An 18,798-nucleotide genomic window follows, 5' to 3' on the forward strand; every position below is an offset into this window, starting at 1 on the left:
GTGGAATGGAGGTTTTTCCTATTCTTCCTTAATTCTGTCGCGCTCTATTTTATCAATATCACGCTGATTATCCACCAATCTAAAATTGCCAAAGTTATAGGTAAGCCCCAAACGAACATATCTGGTTTCTGTTCTTGCAAAAAAGGAATTGTCCTGGTTTAGGTATCTAGATGTTACCGCGCTATTGGCGGTATTAAAAATATCGTCCGCTGTTAGGCTCATTAACATTTTCTTGTTCCAAAAAGACTTTCTAAGCCCTATACTAAGGTTAGAAGTTTCTTCTTGCTTATAAGATCCCTGCAAAAATCCGGACAAATGGGTGAATTTTACTTCCCCTTTAAAGGTACCATCCTTGGAAAGGCTTAGGTAATTGGTTAGGTCTATGTAGTATCCGTCAACATTGTTGGTAGCTATTTGATTGTTGCTTTCCAGAGCCAAAAAAGTCTCATCCTCATGGAAAATAGAAATATAACTATACAGGTAAAGCCACTTGGTTATGGCCTTGCCGTAGTTAAAATCAAATCCGTAGGAAGTGCTCTCCAAAACGTTTTGGGTGATGTCCCTTAGGGTTAGGTTTTCATTGTCTTGAAACCCTAAGGTAGAGATGTATTTGCCATTGTCCCTATAGTAAAAATCGAAGAAAAATTCTTGGTTTAGGGTGTAGTTCAAATTAAAGTTATTACTGAAATTAGGGACTAGGTCGGGGTTGCCATCCGTAAAATTGTTTTCATTGATAAAATATCTAAAAGGGTTTAAATCCTCATAACGGGGCCTGGTCAATTTTCTGGAATAATCAAAGGCAAAACTATGATTGATACTTGGGGTAAAAAGGATATTTAGCGTGGGGAAAAGCTCAAAATACTCTAACCTATTAATGGTAGCCAGGGCCACCGAAGTCCCGGAACTTATGGTATGTTCGGCTCGTAGTCCGGTTTTAAGGCTCCATTTGTCCCAGTCATTGGCGATGCTTAGGTAAGCAGCGTATACATCTTCGTCATACAGATAATTGTCGGACAGCGAAGGGTCTAACGTCCGGGCACTATTGAGTACAGTAAAATAGTTGAGCCCACTTTCAGAATTGATAAAAGAGCCTTTTAGCCCGGTTTCTATACGGGTGCTTCCCGCCATTGTTGAAACATCGAGCTGGGAGGTAAAAATCTCAATGTCCTGTGCGGCATCGGTTGAAAAACTGAAGTTCCTAATAAAGACATCGTTGGGGTCAAAATAATTGGAACTTGCATCCTGTGTGCGGTCCAGATTAAATTTGGTATAGTGCCCGTTAACCTGTATCTGTCCTTTTTGTTTAAATCGATGTTTAAACGTAATGTCCCCAGAAAGATTTTTCCGGTCTTCATCTAGATTACTGTCCGTAGTAAAAATTGAATCCAATACACCGGCACCATTACGGATATCGGTAGTCTGAAAGTTATTGAACTTACGATAGGGAGAAAGCTGGGCAGAGGAAGTAACATTAAGTTCGTTCCGTTCATCAAATTCATAATCCAAACTTAGGTTTGCACTATGGCTCCTAAACCTCGATGTTCTATCAAAAGCCGTGGCCCATCTAGAAAAGATGCCGGTTCCGTCAATAAAGTTGGTTTCACTGGACGTGGTCTTAAAGTCCTTTCTTGGGCTAAACAAATAGCTTGCGTGCAGGTTCAGCTTTTTGGTTTTATAAAAGTGCGACGTGCCAAAACTGTATTTTGGAAAAACCGCTTGGGTATAGTTAGTGCTTACATTTCCTTTATACCCCAAAGAAATATTCTTGCTGGTTACTATATTTAGAATTGGGCCGCCTTCGGCATCGTATTTGGCGGGCGGATTACCAATGACCTCTACGGATTTTATATACTGTCCCTGATAGTTTTCCAACAGTTCCTTAACTTCAAAAGAAGACAGCTGTACCTTTCGGTCGTTGATATATACCGTTGCCGCTTGGTTCCGTATCTGTAATTGGTCTTGTAGCACTATTACTCCGGGGGTGCGCTGCAAAATTTCCCAGGAGCTTCCTTGTGACAGTACCGTATTTTCTACATTGAACACCAACCGATCTACCTTTCTTTCAACAACCGGCCTGTTAGAAGTTACAACAACCTCGTCTAACATTTCAATCTCCCGATCTATGATCAAAGCACCAATAACAACGTCTGCCGAAATATCTATACCCAACAATTTTGAGGTCTTTCCTATATAACTGGCCCTTAGGTAATATACATTTGGAGGTACATTCTGAATGGTAAATTTACCGTTCTCATCGGCCGAGGCCCCTTTCACAATAGTGGTGTCCGAAATCCTCAAAACAAATACATTGGCAAAGGGAATGGTATTGTTTTGAGCGTTCTTAACCTCTCCTGAGACCAAAAAAGTCTGCGCGCATAGGCCTTGTGAACCGACCAAAGTCAGTATAAAAAGTAGAAAAAGAGGTCTCACTTAGTACTTGGGTTGAAAATCAAATCTAACAAAATATTAGTTGTTTCGTTACAAAACACACAATCTTTGTTGATATTGGATGCCAAAGTTTACCTCAGATTTTATAAACATAAGGTAGATTGCGGTCTATAAATTAAGTTATATTTGCAGTTGCTTTATGATTTAGTTTTTATTAACCGGATCAAGGGTAAAGCAATTCTATGTAATGGCTATGAAAAAAATTAGAAACTTCTGTATCATCGCCCATATTGATCATGGTAAAAGTACCTTGGCAGATAGGTTGTTGGACTTTACCGGTTCGGTTACCGAAAGGGAGAAACAAGATCAGTTGTTGGACACCATGGATTTGGAACGCGAACGCGGGATAACCATAAAGAGCCATGCCATTCAGATGGATTATGTCTATAAAGGGGAATCTTATATCCTTAATTTAATAGACACCCCCGGGCATGTAGATTTTTCATATGAAGTTTCCCGTTCCATAGCGGCCTGCGAGGGAGCCTTGCTTGTTGTTGATGCAGCACAAAGCATACAGGCCCAAACAATTAGCAACCTGTACCTTGCCCTAGAGAACGATTTGGAAATTATTCCTGTCCTTAACAAAGTAGACCTCCCAAGTGCAAGTCCTGAAGAGGTAACGGACGATATTGTAGATCTGCTTGGATGCAAACCAGAGGATGTTATCCCTGCCAGCGCCAAAGCTGGGATAGGGATCGAAGAAATCCTAAGTGCCATCATAGAATTGGTACCCCCACCTTCCGGTAATTTGGAGGAGCCGTTGCAAGCCCTGGTTTTCGATTCAGTTTATAACCCCTTCCGCGGCGTGGAAACCTATTTTAAAGTAATCAATGGAGAAATAAAAAAGGGGCAAAAGATTAAATTTATAGCCACCGACAAAAGTTATTTTGCAGATGAAGTTGGCACCTTGAAACTTACCCAGGTTCCCAAACAGAGTATAAAGGCAGGGGATGTTGGTTATCTGATTACCGGGATAAAGGATGCAAGGGAAGTAAAAGTAGGTGATACCATTACCGATGCCGCAAAGCCTACCCAAAATGCCATTGAAGGTTTTGAGGATGTTAAACCGATGGTCTTTGCTGGGATCTACCCTGTAGATACCGAAGACTTTGAAGAGCTTAGGTCTTCCATGGAAAAATTGCAGTTGAACGATGCTTCCTTGGTGTTTACTGCAGAGAGTAGTGCTGCCCTAGGTTTTGGTTTCCGCTGTGGGTTTTTGGGCATGCTGCACATGGAAATTATACAGGAACGTTTAGAACGGGAGTTTGACATGACCGTAATTACCACGGTGCCCAACGTTAGCTACCATGCGTATACGAGAAAGAACCCGGAAACTCCTTTGATAGTTAATAATCCTACCGATCTTCCTGATCCTTCTACCGTAGACCGGGTAGAAGAACCTTATATAAAGGCCACGATAATCACTAAATCAGATTTTGTAGGTAACGTAATGTCCTTATGTATAGAAAAACGCGGACAGATCACCAACCAGACCTACCTTACCACAGAGCGCGTAGAACTCAATTTTGATATGCCTTTGGCCGAGATTGTATTTGATTTCTATGATCGTTTAAAAACGGTATCCAAGGGGTATGCTTCGTTTGATTATGCGCCTATTGGTATGCGCGTTTCCAAATTGGTGCGAGTAGATATTCTCTTAAACGCACAGCCAGTAGATGCCCTCTCTGCCCTAATACATTTTGATAATGCCACCAATATTGGTAAAAAAATGTGCGAAAAGCTAAAGGAACTTATTCCAAGACAGCAGTTCGATATCCCAATACAAGCGGCCATTGGATCTAAGATTATATCCAGGGAAACCATTAAGGCCCTCCGAAAAGATGTTACCGCCAAATGTTATGGGGGCGATATCTCCCGAAAGCGGAAGCTCTTGGAAAAGCAGAAAAAAGGTAAAAAAAGGATGCGTCAGGTAGGTAATGTAGAAATACCACAGCAAGCCTTTATGGCCGTTTTAAAATTAAACGACTAAAAGGCCGCTTACTACTCCTTGTACTTCAATTATTGCCCGACGCAAATTAAGTCTACAAAAGCTTGGGGAGATAATCCCAGTAACTGCTCGGATGAAATGGTATCCGTTTCGTCTCCAGAAGTAAATGTAAAAGTATCATCGCCATTATCGCAAATCTCAACTTTTTGCCCTTCTACGGAACAAGATCTACAATCGCCGTCATCGTTATCGCTAGAACATCCTGCGTATAACAAAATTGAGGCCAAGGCCAAAAATGTGATGGGGTTTTTCATGGGGTTTGGTTTGGGGTTAAAAAATTCAGCTTGAAAATAACGGGCCAGGCATTAACATATTGTCAATTGTGGAGTTATTGATCCGTATTTGTTGTGAATAAAAAAGAATGTGTTGTAAAAGACAGTACGGTTAGCCAACGTCCTTGGATAGGTTAAGCCGATCCAAATCAAACATTTTGCCCATATAGACCAGTTTGTACCCTTTTCGTATATCATTGAACTCGGTGCTAAAGGAAGATATAATTTTTAAATCGCCTTCCAGGGTCTTTAAAAAAACAGGTACAATGTCTATATCGGCCTTGGTAATAGCTATAAGGCTATCGTAATGTTCCTTTCCTTTGAGAGTTACCTCGTGTACAGCAGGATATTTTCTGGCGGTATCCGTTAACCGTATAAAGTCGTCCGTATGGGAAAAGAGCCCCTCTTTTGGGTTGTTATCAGGGTTGTTCATTTCGTCCGTGTTCACTAGGCGGAAAGAGCCGTTTTCGCCAAATTGTTTTTTAAACTTCTCAATGGCATAGGTGTTTATTTCCGCATTGCCCGTTAGTGCCATTAAATACCCCATATCGTTCAATTCGATATTATCTGCTAAGGTATCCGAATAAATATTGGCGGTTATGGCCTCCAATCCCAACCGCTTTGCCTTTTCAACATTGGTGGGGTTGTTGTCTATAAGCACCACATGCCTATTGTTCTTCATGAGGTAATTCCCAATGAGCCTGGAAACTTTAGAGGCGCCAATAATCAAAATCCCTTCGGATTTGGTAAGAAAAACTCCGATAAGTTTCGAAAACATCCTTGCTGTGGTAGCGTTGAGAAGCACTGTTCCCAGCACAATCATAAAGACCAGCGGGGTTATATATTCCGCGCCCGGCTCGCCTTTGGCCAGCAGTTTGGATCCAAAGAGCGAAGCGATGCCCGCAGCAACTATTCCTCTTGGGCCTACCCATCCTATGAACAGTTTTTCGTTAAGTTTTAAAGAAGAACCTTGTGTGCTTAAAAATACCCCAAGTGGCCTTATCAAGAAAACGATGACTGCAAACAACCAGACCGTATTCCAATTGTACAATAATTCTAGGTCGGTTATATTAATGTTAGCCGCCAAGAGAATGAAAAGAATGGATATTAGGAGTACACTTAAAGATTCTTTAAAATAGAGCAACTCCTTTAAGTTTGGCAAATTCATGTTGCCCATGACCATGCCCATGACCACCACGGCCAAAAGGCCCGATTCGTGAGCAAAAATATCCGACTCCACAAATACCAAAAGCACCACGGAAAGGGAAACTACATTCAGTAAATAATGGGGAATCAGGTTCTTTTTAATGGCAAAGGCCAAAGCGTGGGCAAAGGTAAATCCAAAGGTAGTGCCAAAGAGTAATATCTTGCCAAATTCTATCAGGGCGGTCATTGTATATGCTTCGCTTTCTCCAACGCTAATAAACTCAAATACCAATACCGCTACCAAGGCTCCAATAGGGTCTATAAGGATTCCTTCCCATTTTAAAACCGCCGAAACATCCTTTTTTAATGGAATGTTCCTTAGGATAGGGGTTATTACCGTAGGTCCGGTAACTATGATAAGGGCAGAAAATAAAAAAGAGATTTTCCAGCTAAGGCCAAAAAAATAGTGAGCCGTAAAACCTGCGCCGAAAAAAGTGACTATAGACCCAACGGTAATCAATTTGGTGATAACGGGGCCTACGTTGACGATCTCTGATCGCCTTAAAGTGAGACCTCCCTCAAAAAGTATAATACTAATGGCCAAGGAAACAAAGTAATAGAGTCCTTCTCCGGGAAACAAGCCTTTTTCACCATTCCAAATAGGTTCTATAAGCTTACCGCCGTCATCGGTAAACAAGGTGGCTATTGGGCCCACCAATAAGCCTATCAAGATTAAAGGCAAAATTGCAGGCAATTTTAAACGCCAAGCGAACCATTGGGCAATAATTCCCAGTATTATTATTCCGGCCAATTCTAGCATCTAACCCTTTTTTTATAAAAATACTAATAAAATTGTTCTATGTCGCGATCATAAATTAGTTGTCCCTCATTGTTAGCCGTAAAACCGAACAGGCCGATTTTTCGGTATACATATCCTTTCCGGTCCCAAAAAGCACGCTGATCCAATTGTCTTTTTGAGGGGTTCCCAAAATAAGAAGGTCATAACTTGCCGAGGCCTTGGAAATGGCTGTAATAGAATCGTCATTAACCACTATTTCTACTTTGCTTTTTGTTCTGGCCTTTTCCAGTAATTTTTGGGAGGTTTCCTCCATTTGGCGTATTGCTGTATTGTCCATACTTTCTGGAACCACGTGTAAAAGCGTTAGGGAAGCATTATAGAACTGACATATCCTATCTGCCACGGCAATAAAGTTCTTGTCCTTCCTTCCGGGACGTAAGGCCAATAAAACCCTGCTGATATAACGTACCCCATCATCCTTGAAAAGGGCAAAGTCAGAATTTATATGGGTTAACAACCAGCCGATAGGATTACTTACCAAGATACCGCTGTGGGCCCTGCCGTTCCACCCCATTACCAGCCAATCGCAATGGGTTTGATCACTGAGCTCATGAATGGTGTCCGAAATCTCGTGGGTTACCACCGCTTCAAAATCTATTTCTATCTCCTTGGATTGTCCCAAGCGGGCTATACGCCTTTCCAAGGAAAGAATCCTCGGGTTTTCCTCTACAAAGGCATCCAAAAAAGTTTGGTTGGGTACTTCGGTAATATTAACCGCCTGTATTTTTTTCTTTTTATTGATGGCCGCGCCAATTTCTACCAGCATTTCGGGCGATTTTTCATTACCCAATAACGCTACCGCTACACCGGCATCCGATGCCAACTTGCCATCCAAATTCTGGTTGTTGCCCGATTGATTTTGCCTATACGTAATTTGTTTGTTGTCCTTTCTTTTGTAGAAAAGATATAGTGCCGGGCGATGCCCATATTTGCGAAGAATACCCGTACGCGTGGCATTCTTTCCAAAAAAATAATAGATGCCATATCCGATAACAAAAATACTAAGGACCGCAATAAAAGGACCGCGCCCCAGAAAGACCAAAAGCACAATTCCGCTGATTATACCAAACAATTGTACAAAAGGATATAAAGGCGATCTAAAAGGGGGGTTATACCATTGCGCCGCTGTTTCTCTTAAAACAATTACGCAGGCGTTCACCAAAATGAACATCATTACCATAAAGGCACTTGCCAACTTAGCTATTTTTTCTACATCAAGAAATAAAATAACCAATGCCATTATTATGCAGGTCATCACAATAGTAACAACAGGCGTTAAATATTTGGAATGTATTTTACCCATAAACTTGGGCAGCAAACTATCTATTGCCATGGCAAAAGGAAAGCGGGAAGCGGCCAGCACTCCGGAATTGGCCATTGAAATAAGCGTTATGATACCCACCCCTGCCGCAATATAGCCCACATAGGTGCCTCCCAACAAATTGGCTATGGTGTAAATAGGTCTAATATCCCTTTCCAGAGCTTCCATAGGAATATTGCCCACAAGCACAAAGGCAACAAAAACATAAATTGTGGCCATAATGATCAGCGAAAAAATCATAGCTCTTGGTAAATTCTTGCTAGGATTCTTTATCTCACCGGCTATTGCCGCTACCTTGGTAACACCGGCATAGGAAATATACACAAAGGCCACGGTAGAGACCAGGCCCATGTTTCCCTTCAGCATAAAAGGCTCCAACAAGGCAGGGGAAACCTTAGGAAGCCCAAAAACCAAGATCAGTCCAAGTGTAATTACACTGATGGAGACAATTACAATTTGGACCTTGCCCACTTTCTTTACGCCAAAAATGTTTAGAAAGAGTATAATCAGCAGAAAAACAAGTGCTATATATTTTGTAAGCCCATTTTCGATATTTACCAAAATTGATAGATACGCCCCAAAACCAACAAGTGCAAAAGAACTTTTAAGAAGTAGGGATAGCCAGAGTCCTATGCCTGCAATTGTACCAAAAAACGGCCCAAAGGCCCTTTCGATATACACATAAGTTCCGCCAGATGATGGCATGGCGGTGGCCAATTCGGATTTGGATAATGCAGCGGGAAGAATGCATAAGGCCGCCAACAAATAGGCAAGCCATAGGGAAGATCCTGTCTTCGCAGCCGCCAAACCGGGTAATACAAAAATGCCGCTGCCCAGCATGCCGCCTATACTGATCGCTATCACGGAAGTCAACGACAAGCTGCGTTCTAATTTCCTCAAATCACTCTAGAATTAACTCTAAAAATAGGCTTTTTTTTAACAATTCATAATATCTAAAATATGTAGTTGAAGATTAACCGGTTCCCTATGGATTTATTAATTTGCAAAGCATGAGGTTATACCCTATAGAAACCGGAAATTTTAAGCTAGATGGCGGGGCCATGTTCGGCGTGGTTCCAAAATCGCTTTGGAGCAAGACCAATCCTGCCGATTCAAACAATATGATCGATATTGCCGGACGGTGTTTATTGATCGAAGATGGGGATCGACTTACTTTGATAGACACCGGAATGGGAAATAAACAATCCGATAAATTCTTTAGTTATTACTACAAATGGGGCAACCACTCTTTAGATGCCTCACTCAAAAAAGCCGGATTCCACAGCGATGACATTACCGATGTCTTTATGACCCATTTACACTTCGATCACTGTGGCGGAAGCGTACAATGGAATAAAAACAGGACAGGGTACGAGCCGGCCTTTAAAAATGCCGTATTCTGGACCAATGAATCGCATTGGGCATGGGCAACGGAGCCCAATCAGCGAGAGAAAGCTTCTTTTCTAAAGGAAAATCTTTTGCCAATGCAAGAAAGTGGTCAACTTAAATTTATAGCCAAAGAAAACACTGGTTTCATCACCGGTTCCGAGTTGAACTTTGACATTCTTTGTGTTGATGGCCATACAGAAAAACAGATGCTTCCACATATTCAGTATCAGGGAAAAACCTTGGTCTTTGTAGCAGATCTTATCCCTACCCTTGGGCATTTGCCCGTTCCTTATGTAATGGGGTACGATACTAGGCCGCTGCTTACCTTGGACGAAAAGAGCAAATTTTTACAAAAGGCCATAGCCAATAATTATTACCTGTTTTTTGAGCACGATGCCACTAATGAAATCTGTACCCTTCAAAATACCGAAAAGGGGGTAAGGGTAAAAGAAACCCATACCTTTAATGAACTTTTCACTTAAAAGCACTAAGGTTCTCTTTTTAATCATAATGAAATGCTACCAATTTTATGATTTTTTAACGGGTGGGGCTATCAGTTTACGGCCCCATGTTGGTGGAAATTTGTACATTACGGGCGCAAAAATGTATACTATTTAAATCTTAATATATGACAATTTCATTTTCTAAATCGATTGTAGGCCTTTGCTTAGCAGCCTTGGTACTATCTGGTTGCGGAGCCACCGCATTGGTATCTACCCCCATTGAAAACATAGATACCATTCCCCTAAAAATTTCTGAGCTTACCGAAGCGCAAAAAAAGAGTTGGGGGCATGCAGATCTAATTACCGATACCATTCCGGGCATGAGCGTTAATAAAGCCTATGCCGAGATTATAGGGAATAAAAAAGGCGCCAAGGTAATTGTAGCCGTACTCGATTCTGGTATAGACATAACACACGAAGATTTGGATGATGTGCTGTGGACCAATAAAAAAGAAATTGCCGGAAATGGTAAGGACGATGATAAGAATGGATATGTAGATGATATTCACGGATATAACTTCTTGGGCGAGTCCTATGACGAACAACTAGAGTATACCCGTATCCTAAGGCTAAAACTTGGTGATGCCGCTATGCAGGCAAAAGCAAAGGCCGAGTTGGACAAAGGGTACCCAAAAGCGGCACAAGGTAAAGAGCGCTATGAGCAAATTTTACAATCCGTAAAAAACGCCGATAACGCATTGAAGCAACATTTGGGGAAAGATACCTATGACAAAGAAGATCTTACCGCTATAAAAACGGAGGACGAGACCATGCAACAGAACATCGGCGTTCTAATGCAGATGTTAGGATATGGTGACACCATACCCGAGGTCATTGAACAATTGGAAGAAGGGATTACTTATTATTCTGGTCGTCTTAACTACCATCTTAATGTAGATTTTAACGGTAGAAAGGTTGTGGGCGACGATCCTTATGACATTTCCGATACCGATTATGGGAATGGGAATCCACAAAACCGGGTTGAAGATGAGAGTCATGGAACGCACGTGGCCGGAATAATTGCTGCAGAGCGCAATAATGGTAAAGGCGCCAATGGTGTGGCCAATAACGTGGCGCTAATGAGCCTTAGAGCCGTTCCCAATGGAGATGAATATGATAAGGATATTGCGCTGGGAATCCGCTATGCGGCAGACAACGGGGCAAAAATTATAAACTGTAGTTTTGGCAAATCGTTCTCGCCCAATGCCACATGGGTATATGATGCCATTAAATATGCGGCCACCAAAGATGTGCTGATCGTACATGCAGCAGGTAATGATGGTTCCGATCTTGATGATCCCACTAACCCAAATTTCCCCAACGATCAGATCAACAATGGTCCGGAAATTGCAGATAATGTAATTACTGTGGGTTCTTTGGATAATAAATACGGCTCGGAAATGGTTTCTTCCTTTTCAAATTATGGTGCAATCAATGTAGATCTGTTTGCACCCGGTGGTGCCATCTATTCTACTTTTCCAGACAATTCCTATGAGTCCATAGGAGGAACTTCCATGGCTGCACCTGCAGTAGCCGGTGTAGCGGCGCTAGTGCGGTCTTACTATCCAAAATTAAGTGCCTCGGAGGTTAAAAAAGTTTTGATGCAATCTGGTCTTACCACCAAATCGCCCATTATTTTAGGGGGTGACACCGCCAAGACATCTACCTTTAGCGCTATTTCAAAATCTGGTAAAATGGTGAACGCTTACAATGCGTTGATCCTAGCGGATAAGGTTTCTAGGGGAAAAGTAAAACTCGTTGGAAATGCAAAATAAACACAACGCCCTCTTAGGGTGTCTTGCCTTGGTGTTTGGTTTTTTAACAACACTTCCGGCCCAAAACAACACTGCCTATTGGCAGCAGCACGTAGATTATACCATGTCCGTTGACATGGATGTTGAAAATTATACCTATAAAGGAACCCAAAAATTGGTCTATACCAACAATTCCCCCGATGTACTCAGCAAAGTATATTACCATCTCTATTTCAACGCCTTTAAGCCGGGTAGTGAAATGGATGTGCGGCTTCAAAACATTAAAGATCCAGACGGTAGAATGTTCGTTGATAACAAGAGTAGGATCGCCGATCTTTCTAATGAAGATATGGGCTTTCTTACCGTTTCTTCTCTTTTACAAGATGGCGCGGCCACTTCTTTTAAGGAAGAGGGTACGGTATTGGAAGTAACATTACAAAACCCGATAGCCCCTGGGGCAAAGACCACTTTTGAAATGGTTTTTGAAGGACAGGTTCCTGTACAAATACGTCGTTCGGGCAGAAATAACAGCGAGGGTGTTGCCCTATCCATGAGCCAGTGGTACCCTAAAATGGCGGAGTACGATTTTGAAGGGTGGCACGCAGACCCCTATATTGCACGCGAATTTCACGGGGTTTGGGGGAATTTTGATGTAAAACTGACGCTCGATAAAGACTATGTCGTAGGTGGTAGTGGTTACCTTCAAAACCCTCAAGAAATAGGGCATGGTTATGAAGCAGCTGGAACCAAGGTGAAAAAACCTAAGGGCAAAACACTTACTTGGCACTTTAAGGCCCCAATGGTGCACGATTTTATGTGGGCCGCAGATCCGGATTACCTACACGACACCTTAAAAGTAGTAGGTGGGCCAACACTACATTTCTTTTATAAAGATAAGCCAGGAATACTGGAAAATTGGAAAAACCTACAACCCAAAACCGAGGCCGCAATGAAGTTCTTCAGCAAGAACATTGGCCCTTACCCGTATGAGCAGTATTCGGTAATACAGGGTGGCGATGGTGGAATGGAGTATGCCATGAGTACATTAATTACCGGAGAGCGTAAATTTGGTAGTTTGGTGGGGGTAATGGTCCACGAAATGGCGCATTCCTGGTTTCAGCATGTATTGGCGAACAATGAAGTGAAGCATGCTTGGATGGACGAAGGTTTTACCACCTTTATTTCTAGCCTTTGCATGAATGAAGTTATGCAACAGAACAAGGAAAACCCCTTCGAGGATGTTTACAAGGGTTATTACGCCTTGGTAAATTCTGGGAAAGAACAGCCACAGACTACCCATGCCGACCGCTTTGAGCATAACTTTGCCTACGGAATATCTGCCTATAACAAAGGTTCCGTCTTTTTATCCCAATTGGGATATGTTATTGGTCAGGAAAAATTAATGGAGACCCTACGGCAGTATTTTGAAGATTTTAAATTTAAGCATCCGCTCCCCAACGATATCAAAAGAACCGCCGAAAAGGTATCTGGTCTGGAGCTGGATTGGTACCTCACGGATTGGACCCAAACCACCAATGTTATTGATTATGCGGTTAAAAATGTGACCGCTGACGGGAACAGCACTAAAGTAACTTTGGAGCGTGTGGGATTAATGCCCATGCCCATGGATATATTGGTGGTGTATGATGATAATACACAAGAAACTTTCTATGCGCCGCTTAGAATGATGCGTGGTGAGAAAGAAAACCCATATCCAAACCTTAAACGAACTGTTTTGCCAGATTGGCCGTGGGCGTATACCAGTTATCAGTTTTCCATAGATAGGCCCCTGGAAAATATTACCGCCATTGTGTTAGATCCATCGCAACTAATGGCAGACGTAAAGAGGGAAAACAACATGTATCAACCTCAACAATAATGTAAATGTGATATCCGCATGGGGTTAAAACAGTTGTTTTAACCCCTTTTTTTAAACCATGCGGCCTTTCTATAAAGTTCATTTTTGGCTTTATGCTCCCTATTGGTCATTATAATATGGGTTTGGTCCAATGTCCTGTTTCTATATCCCAAAAGATGAAAAAAAGGTTTCGTCAGAAATTTGGCTACTCTTCTATTGACCAAAAGGCCTTGAGCATCATGTCCGGTCCAAGAAATTCCGGGTAGGATTGTCAACGTTCTATGTAGTCTAACTTTTCTTAAAAGTGAGGAAAGCCAAAGTGCAAACACCGGTATTTTACGAATTAAAAAGAACCCTTCCTCGCCCTGGTTTTGATATAGGGGCATAAAAAGTATGGTCCGTTTCTTGGCCCTTATACTATTTTCGTTTTTAGTTGTTGCCAGCAAGGTGCCTTTGGTAATCCGGTCAAAGCTCTTAAAGCCAGGTATCATCCTAAAATCATCTTCCGCACTTATAATCTGTCTATGAACCACTTCATAAAAACTGGTGTTCCCCCCAACTTCTTTTTGTAATTGCCGGTAATACTCTTTTATATTTTGGACTTCCCTACTATTGATTACGCCACTAAAAACTAGCGCAAGCCAAATAAAAGCTATGCCATTGTGTACAGTTTCTTCACTGAAATGTTGACCTGCCTCAAACCCTAAGGAAACATAGCCCATCTCATTAATATAACTTAGCAAGGGGCCTTCCAAATATTCTTCGATTCCAAGAATAATGGGCACTGAAAACTGTTTGGAAAACTTGCGGTTTATTAGTGCATCGTTAATTGTTATAAAAGGAAGTGTTCTGCTCGAAGTAGAGTGCAAATCAATAAAATAGAAGCTAGATGATGGGTTTCCCGCATCTAGGATCCCCCTAATCATTTCAAGTATTTCCAGCAGTGCTGTTTCCTCAATTGTTCTTTCTTTTTCAGGGGTTCTTTTAATACATTCAATATTGGTTTTGGTCCATAAACGATTTAAATCCTGATCTAAAAAACGCGTTCCTTGCAATTGTGCCCTAATGTTGCCACTGATACCAAAAATATTTCCGTGTATTGGAATAGGTTGCTTTTTTAGCCTTGCAAAAACCTTTTGAAGGGCAGCTACGCCCGAAGGCTCATTACCATGTATACCGCCAAAAAAAACTATTGTGGGGCCATTTATATTTCCTTTAAAATGACCTATGAGATGGTGTTCTTCCTTTTTTTTCTTTGGGTTTACAATTGTATGGGCCATGTATCAAAAATCGTTCATCGTTATAATTCCCAGAAGTTTTTTTTCTTTTACCACCGGAAGGCAATTGATCTTATTTGTGCTCATCACCCCTTTGGCTTCGGCCAGGGAGGTATCTGGCCCTGTAACAATCAACTTTTTCCTCATGGTGTCTGAAACCTTGGTATTAAGGTCTGCAGGGTCTTGAAGGTGATTTTCTAGGTCTGTCCATGTCAACAGCCCGGTTAAATTTAAATCGTTGTTAAGAACGGGAACATGATGTATCTCTTTCCATTGCATCATTCTAAGTACCAGCGCAAGGCTGTCATTTTCTTGTGCAGTAATGGTCTTGGTCTGCATAATATGCCCTACCTTTTGTTGTTCTTTCTTTACTATTTCTTCATCATTTCGTGGTAACTCCCAACTATTTACTGGATATCCCTTTATTTGGTTCTTGTACATAGCTGCCGTTAATATGTTGAGCGCTTTTCGGGGTTTATGCGTTCTCCTCAGTTTTCGGTATCCATTTATCGTCCATCTAGCCCCGTTTCCGTTTTTAATTCTATTCTCTATTATCGATAGATAGTTTTCAACATCTTTTGCAGAAACTTTCATGCTATAAAGTCCTTTATATGCCATGGGTAAAAAGTGGTCTAGAAGCAACTCTTGGCAAGAAATTAGTTTTCCGTCCCAGTAGAATTGGGAGGCCATGCCATACCTGGCAGCATTGAAAAAATTGCCTTTTACGTCCTTAAAATCAACCTTATCGTGAATGTTGTCATAGGTTTTGGGCCTTCCCAGCATAACACCTACCCAAAACATCATGTTGGCGATCTCGTCCGAGGTAGAAGGCCCCGCAGGGATGTACCTGTTCTCTATACGTATATGCGGCTCTCCTTCACTTACCCCATAGCAAGGTCTGTTCCATTTGTACACAGTTCCGTTATGAAGGCCTAATGCCTTTAATTTTGGGATATTTCCGTTGGCAAGGTCGGCAAAGCTATCGCGGTCATAATCTGCTCCGATAATACTTCTAAAACCAACCACGGAATCCTTGTAAAAATCTACCACACTACCCCTGGCCCATTCATTGCCAAAATTTACTCTAGACTCCCGCTCATTCAAGAAAAAGGTACTTGCCCTAGTGTCTACACTTTGGGTAAATAACGATATACGGGTCTCTTCCCATAACTCTCTGCCAAGCAACAACGGGGAATTGCAACAAACGGAAAGTATGGGTCCGGCAATAGCCTGCGACCAATTATAGGCTGCCCTAAAATCTTTGGGATCTATTTGTAGATGACATTGGAAACTGGTATTACATCCCTCGTAAAGAATAGAATCGTGGTGAAGGTTTAGTTCGTCCACACCTTTAATATGTAGCTCTATATTGTCTTTTCTGATTTCGCGTATGGCTTCGTTAAGTATTCTATAGCGGGCCACGGGTGTCATATACTCCCCTTCTAGGTGTTTGGTTTCTATAGTGGGCAAAATACCGGTAAGTAAAACCTTTGACCCGTGTACCTCAGCAGTTGTGCTCGCTTTGTTCAAAAAAAACTTTAACTCTTTGTGCATATCACTAAAACACCGGTCTTCCAAGATAAGCGGATCCAAATTAACCTCTAAATTGTATAGTGTCAATTCTGAGGTGAAATGAGGATCTTTTAATGTTTTCAAGATTTCTTGGGCCTTATTGGAAGGTTCCCAAAACCGGTCTACCAGACAAAATTCTTGCTCAGCCCCTATACGGATAGGACTTTGCTCTAACAAGTCATTATTTAGCATATACTCTAGTGCATCTATGTCCGTGAGCAACTGTTGTATATAAATTCCTTTATCGAGGCTGTCCTTAAGTTTTTTTACTTTTAATTCGCCCACAACTCTAGTTTACGTTTCAAAGCCAAGATACATTGCTTGTCTACTTTGAAATATGATAAGTATCATGTCCTTAAACTGTGGTTTTTATTTATAATTTTGCATGATTATGGCCTATACCTTCCCGACACAAGAAAAACTTAAGAGCAAAAAGTTAATAGACAAGCTATTTAAGGAGGGTAAAAGCGTTTCCAAATATCCTTTGAAACTCATTTATAAAGAAATGGCCTTGTTGTACAACGTACCGGCCCAAACAGCGATTGCCGTTCCTAAAAGAAGTTTTAAAAGTGCGGTGCAAAGAAATAGGATAAAAAGATTGATCCGAGAATCGTACAGGTTAAACAAACAGACGGTTTTTAACAACATGGAGGGAAACTTTGCGTTTCTATTTTTATATATTGGTAAAGAAATGCCCTCATACCAAGAGGTTGAGGAAGCCATGGTGGCGTTGTTGCAAAAATTTATAACAAAAATCAAGGATGAAAAAGTTGATTAGCAAGAAAATACTTATTCCGGTTACCGCAGTGGTAATATTGATTACCGCAAGTAGTTTTAAAGGTGGTTTTTTTGAAATAGCAAAGCAAATAGAAATTTTTACCACACTCTTTAAAGAGTTGAACATGAACTACGTGGATGAGACCAACCCGGCCGAACTGATGGATACGGCCATTAAAAATATGTTGGACGACCTGGATCCCTATACCAAGTTCCTTAACGAACAGGATGTAGAGGCTTATAAAATAAATAATGCGGGGGAATATTCCGGGGTAGGCGCCCTTGTACGTTCCTATAAAAATAAATTGCTGGTCATTGAACCCTATAAGGATTATCCGGCAGACAAGGCTGGTCTTAGGGCCGGGGATGAAATTATAAAAATTGGTGATATTACCATCGCAGATTTTAAAGATAGTGCCAGCGACCTTCTAAAGGGGGCAAATAACACCAGCGTTGACATCACCTATAGACGGCAGGGCGAAATTAAAACCACCACCCTTACCAGAGAGGCAGTTGAGATAGATGCAGTACCCTACTACCATATGGTAGATGACAAAACGGGGTATATTGTTTTGGCAAAATTTAATCAAAAAGCATCTGGGCAGACGAAGGCGGCACTTATTGACCTTAAAGGCAAGGGTGCCGAACGCATTGTTCTGGATCTAAGGGGCAACCCCGGAGGGTTACTGTCCGAGGCCATAAACGTTACCAATTTGTTTGTGCCAAAAGGAGAGCTTATCGTTACCACAAAATCCAAGGTTAAAAAGTTCAATCGCGAATACAAAACAAAAAACCAACCTTTGGATGTAGACATTCCTCTAGTGGTGTTAGTAAACGGCAGGAGTGCTTCTGCCAGTGAAATTGTTTCGGGCAGCTTGCAAGATCTGGACCGTGCAGTTATTATGGGGGCCAGAAGTTTTGGCAAGGGCTTGGTGCAACGTCCTTTAAAACTTACGTACGGCACGCAATTAAAAGTTACCATATCTAGGTATTATACCCCTTCGGGAAGGTGCATTCAATCCTTGGATTATTGGAATAGGGATGAGCTTGGTAAGGCGGTTAGGAATACCAATTTTTCGGATTTTACCACACGCAATGGCAGAAAGGTACAGGATGGCGGCGGTGTGCTACCAGACATTGAAGTAAACGCCGTGCGCACCAACACGCTCACAAATGCGTTGTTAAGGAACAATGTTATCTTCGATTTTGCAACCGACTTCCGTTACAAAAAAGACATCGAAAAAATAGATGATTTCCAGTTCTCCGAGGAAGATTTTAATGCCTTCAAAACGTTTGTGGCGCAGAGCGATTTTACCTTTGAGACACAGACCGAAAAGGCACTAAAAAAAGCAATGCAGAGCAAAGACAAAGAGATTTTTAATGTCGGGGTGCATGAAAACTATAAAGCGTTTTTAGCCGAAATAAACAAAAGTAAAATAGCTGCCCTGGATACCTATCAGGAGGAAATTAGAAAAAACCTGGAAGACGAAATAATTAAGCGCTATTTTTACAAGGAGGGTCTTTATGATTATTATCTTACGCACGATGATGCAATTTTGGCTGCTACCACCCTGCTTTCTGATGACGCATCTTATTCGGATATTTTGGATTAAC

12 protein-coding genes are annotated in these 18,798 nt (G+C 41.5%); 6 read left to right on the top strand and 6 right to left on the bottom strand.

Annotated features, from left to right (window positions below):
• Window positions 1-18: 18 nt before the first annotated feature.
• Window positions 19-2,430, bottom strand: coding sequence for an outer membrane beta-barrel protein (locus ACEQ81_RS02940; protein WP_411029351.1), 2,412 nt, complete (start codon window positions 2,428-2,430; stop codon window positions 19-21).
• Between the two features lie 211 nt (window positions 2,431-2,641).
• On the opposite strand from ACEQ81_RS02940, the gene lepA reads away from it, so the two are divergent.
• Window positions 2,642-4,438, top strand: coding sequence for a translation elongation factor 4 (gene lepA / locus ACEQ81_RS02945; RefSeq protein ID WP_411029352.1), 1,797 nt, complete (start codon window positions 2,642-2,644; stop codon window positions 4,436-4,438).
• Window positions 4,439-4,467: 29 nt separating this feature from the next.
• Here lepA and ACEQ81_RS02950 read toward each other — a convergent pair whose 3' ends face one another.
• From ACEQ81_RS02950 to ACEQ81_RS02960, 3 genes are all read right to left on the bottom strand, one after another.
• Window positions 4,468-4,710, bottom strand: coding sequence for a hypothetical protein (locus ACEQ81_RS02950; RefSeq protein ID WP_411029353.1), 243 nt, complete (start codon window positions 4,708-4,710; stop codon window positions 4,468-4,470).
• A gap of 130 nt (window positions 4,711-4,840) precedes the next feature.
• Entirely contained in the window at window positions 4,841-6,694 is a 1,854-nt protein-coding gene (locus ACEQ81_RS02955; protein ID WP_411029354.1) for a cation:proton antiporter, read from the bottom strand.
• A 55-nt stretch (window positions 6,695-6,749) separates the two neighbouring features.
• Window positions 6,750-8,954 (bottom strand): amino acid permease, encoded by a 2,205-nt coding sequence (locus ACEQ81_RS02960; protein ID WP_411029355.1) that lies wholly within the window; start codon window positions 8,952-8,954, stop codon window positions 6,750-6,752.
• 110 nt (window positions 8,955-9,064) lie between these two features.
• Here ACEQ81_RS02960 and ACEQ81_RS02965 point away from each other — a divergent pair, with 110 nt between their 5' ends.
• The 3 genes from ACEQ81_RS02965 (at window position 9,065) to ACEQ81_RS02975 (ending at window position 13,579) form a co-directional block, all read left to right on the top strand.
• The gene (locus ACEQ81_RS02965) at window positions 9,065-9,925 is read left to right on the top strand and encodes an MBL fold metallo-hydrolase (RefSeq protein ID WP_411029356.1); all 861 of its coding nucleotides are present in this window, start codon (window positions 9,065-9,067) and stop codon (window positions 9,923-9,925) included.
• A 146-nt stretch (window positions 9,926-10,071) separates the two neighbouring features.
• Window positions 10,072-11,721 carry a S8 family peptidase gene (locus ACEQ81_RS02970; protein WP_411029357.1) on the top strand — a complete coding sequence of 550 codons (1,650 nt, stop codon included), beginning with the start codon at window positions 10,072-10,074 and terminating at the stop codon, window positions 11,719-11,721.
• Window positions 11,711-13,579, top strand: coding sequence for a M1 family metallopeptidase (locus tag ACEQ81_RS02975; protein WP_411029358.1), 1,869 nt, complete (start codon window positions 11,711-11,713; stop codon window positions 13,577-13,579). Before ACEQ81_RS02970 ends, ACEQ81_RS02975 begins: the two co-directional genes overlap by 11 nt.
• A 38-nt stretch (window positions 13,580-13,617) precedes the next feature.
• On the opposite strand, the gene ACEQ81_RS02980 is transcribed toward ACEQ81_RS02975, so the two are convergent.
• Window positions 13,618-14,838, bottom strand: coding sequence for a succinylglutamate desuccinylase/aspartoacylase family protein (locus tag ACEQ81_RS02980; protein ID WP_411029359.1), 1,221 nt, complete (start codon window positions 14,836-14,838; stop codon window positions 13,618-13,620).
• Window positions 14,839-14,841: 3 nt separating this feature from the next.
• Entirely contained in the window at window positions 14,842-16,692 is a 1,851-nt protein-coding gene (locus ACEQ81_RS02985) for a CBS domain-containing protein (RefSeq protein WP_411029360.1), read from the bottom strand.
• A gap of 106 nt (window positions 16,693-16,798) precedes the next feature.
• On the opposite strand from ACEQ81_RS02985, the gene rnpA reads away from it, so the two are divergent.
• Window positions 16,799-17,185, top strand: coding sequence for a ribonuclease P protein component (rnpA, locus tag ACEQ81_RS02990; protein ID WP_411029361.1), 387 nt, complete (start codon window positions 16,799-16,801; stop codon window positions 17,183-17,185).
• Window positions 17,169-18,797, top strand: a complete 1,629-nt coding sequence (locus ACEQ81_RS02995) for a S41 family peptidase (RefSeq protein WP_411029362.1) — start codon at window positions 17,169-17,171, stop codon at window positions 18,795-18,797. The genes rnpA and ACEQ81_RS02995 overlap by 17 nt, the downstream gene beginning before the upstream one ends.
• Window position 18,798: the final 1 nt, after the last annotated feature.

Origin of the sequence: Spongiimicrobium sp. 3-5 (assembly GCF_046557915.1) — a bacterium.
GTDB lineage: Bacteria > Bacteroidota > Bacteroidia > Flavobacteriales > Flavobacteriaceae > JBHEBG01.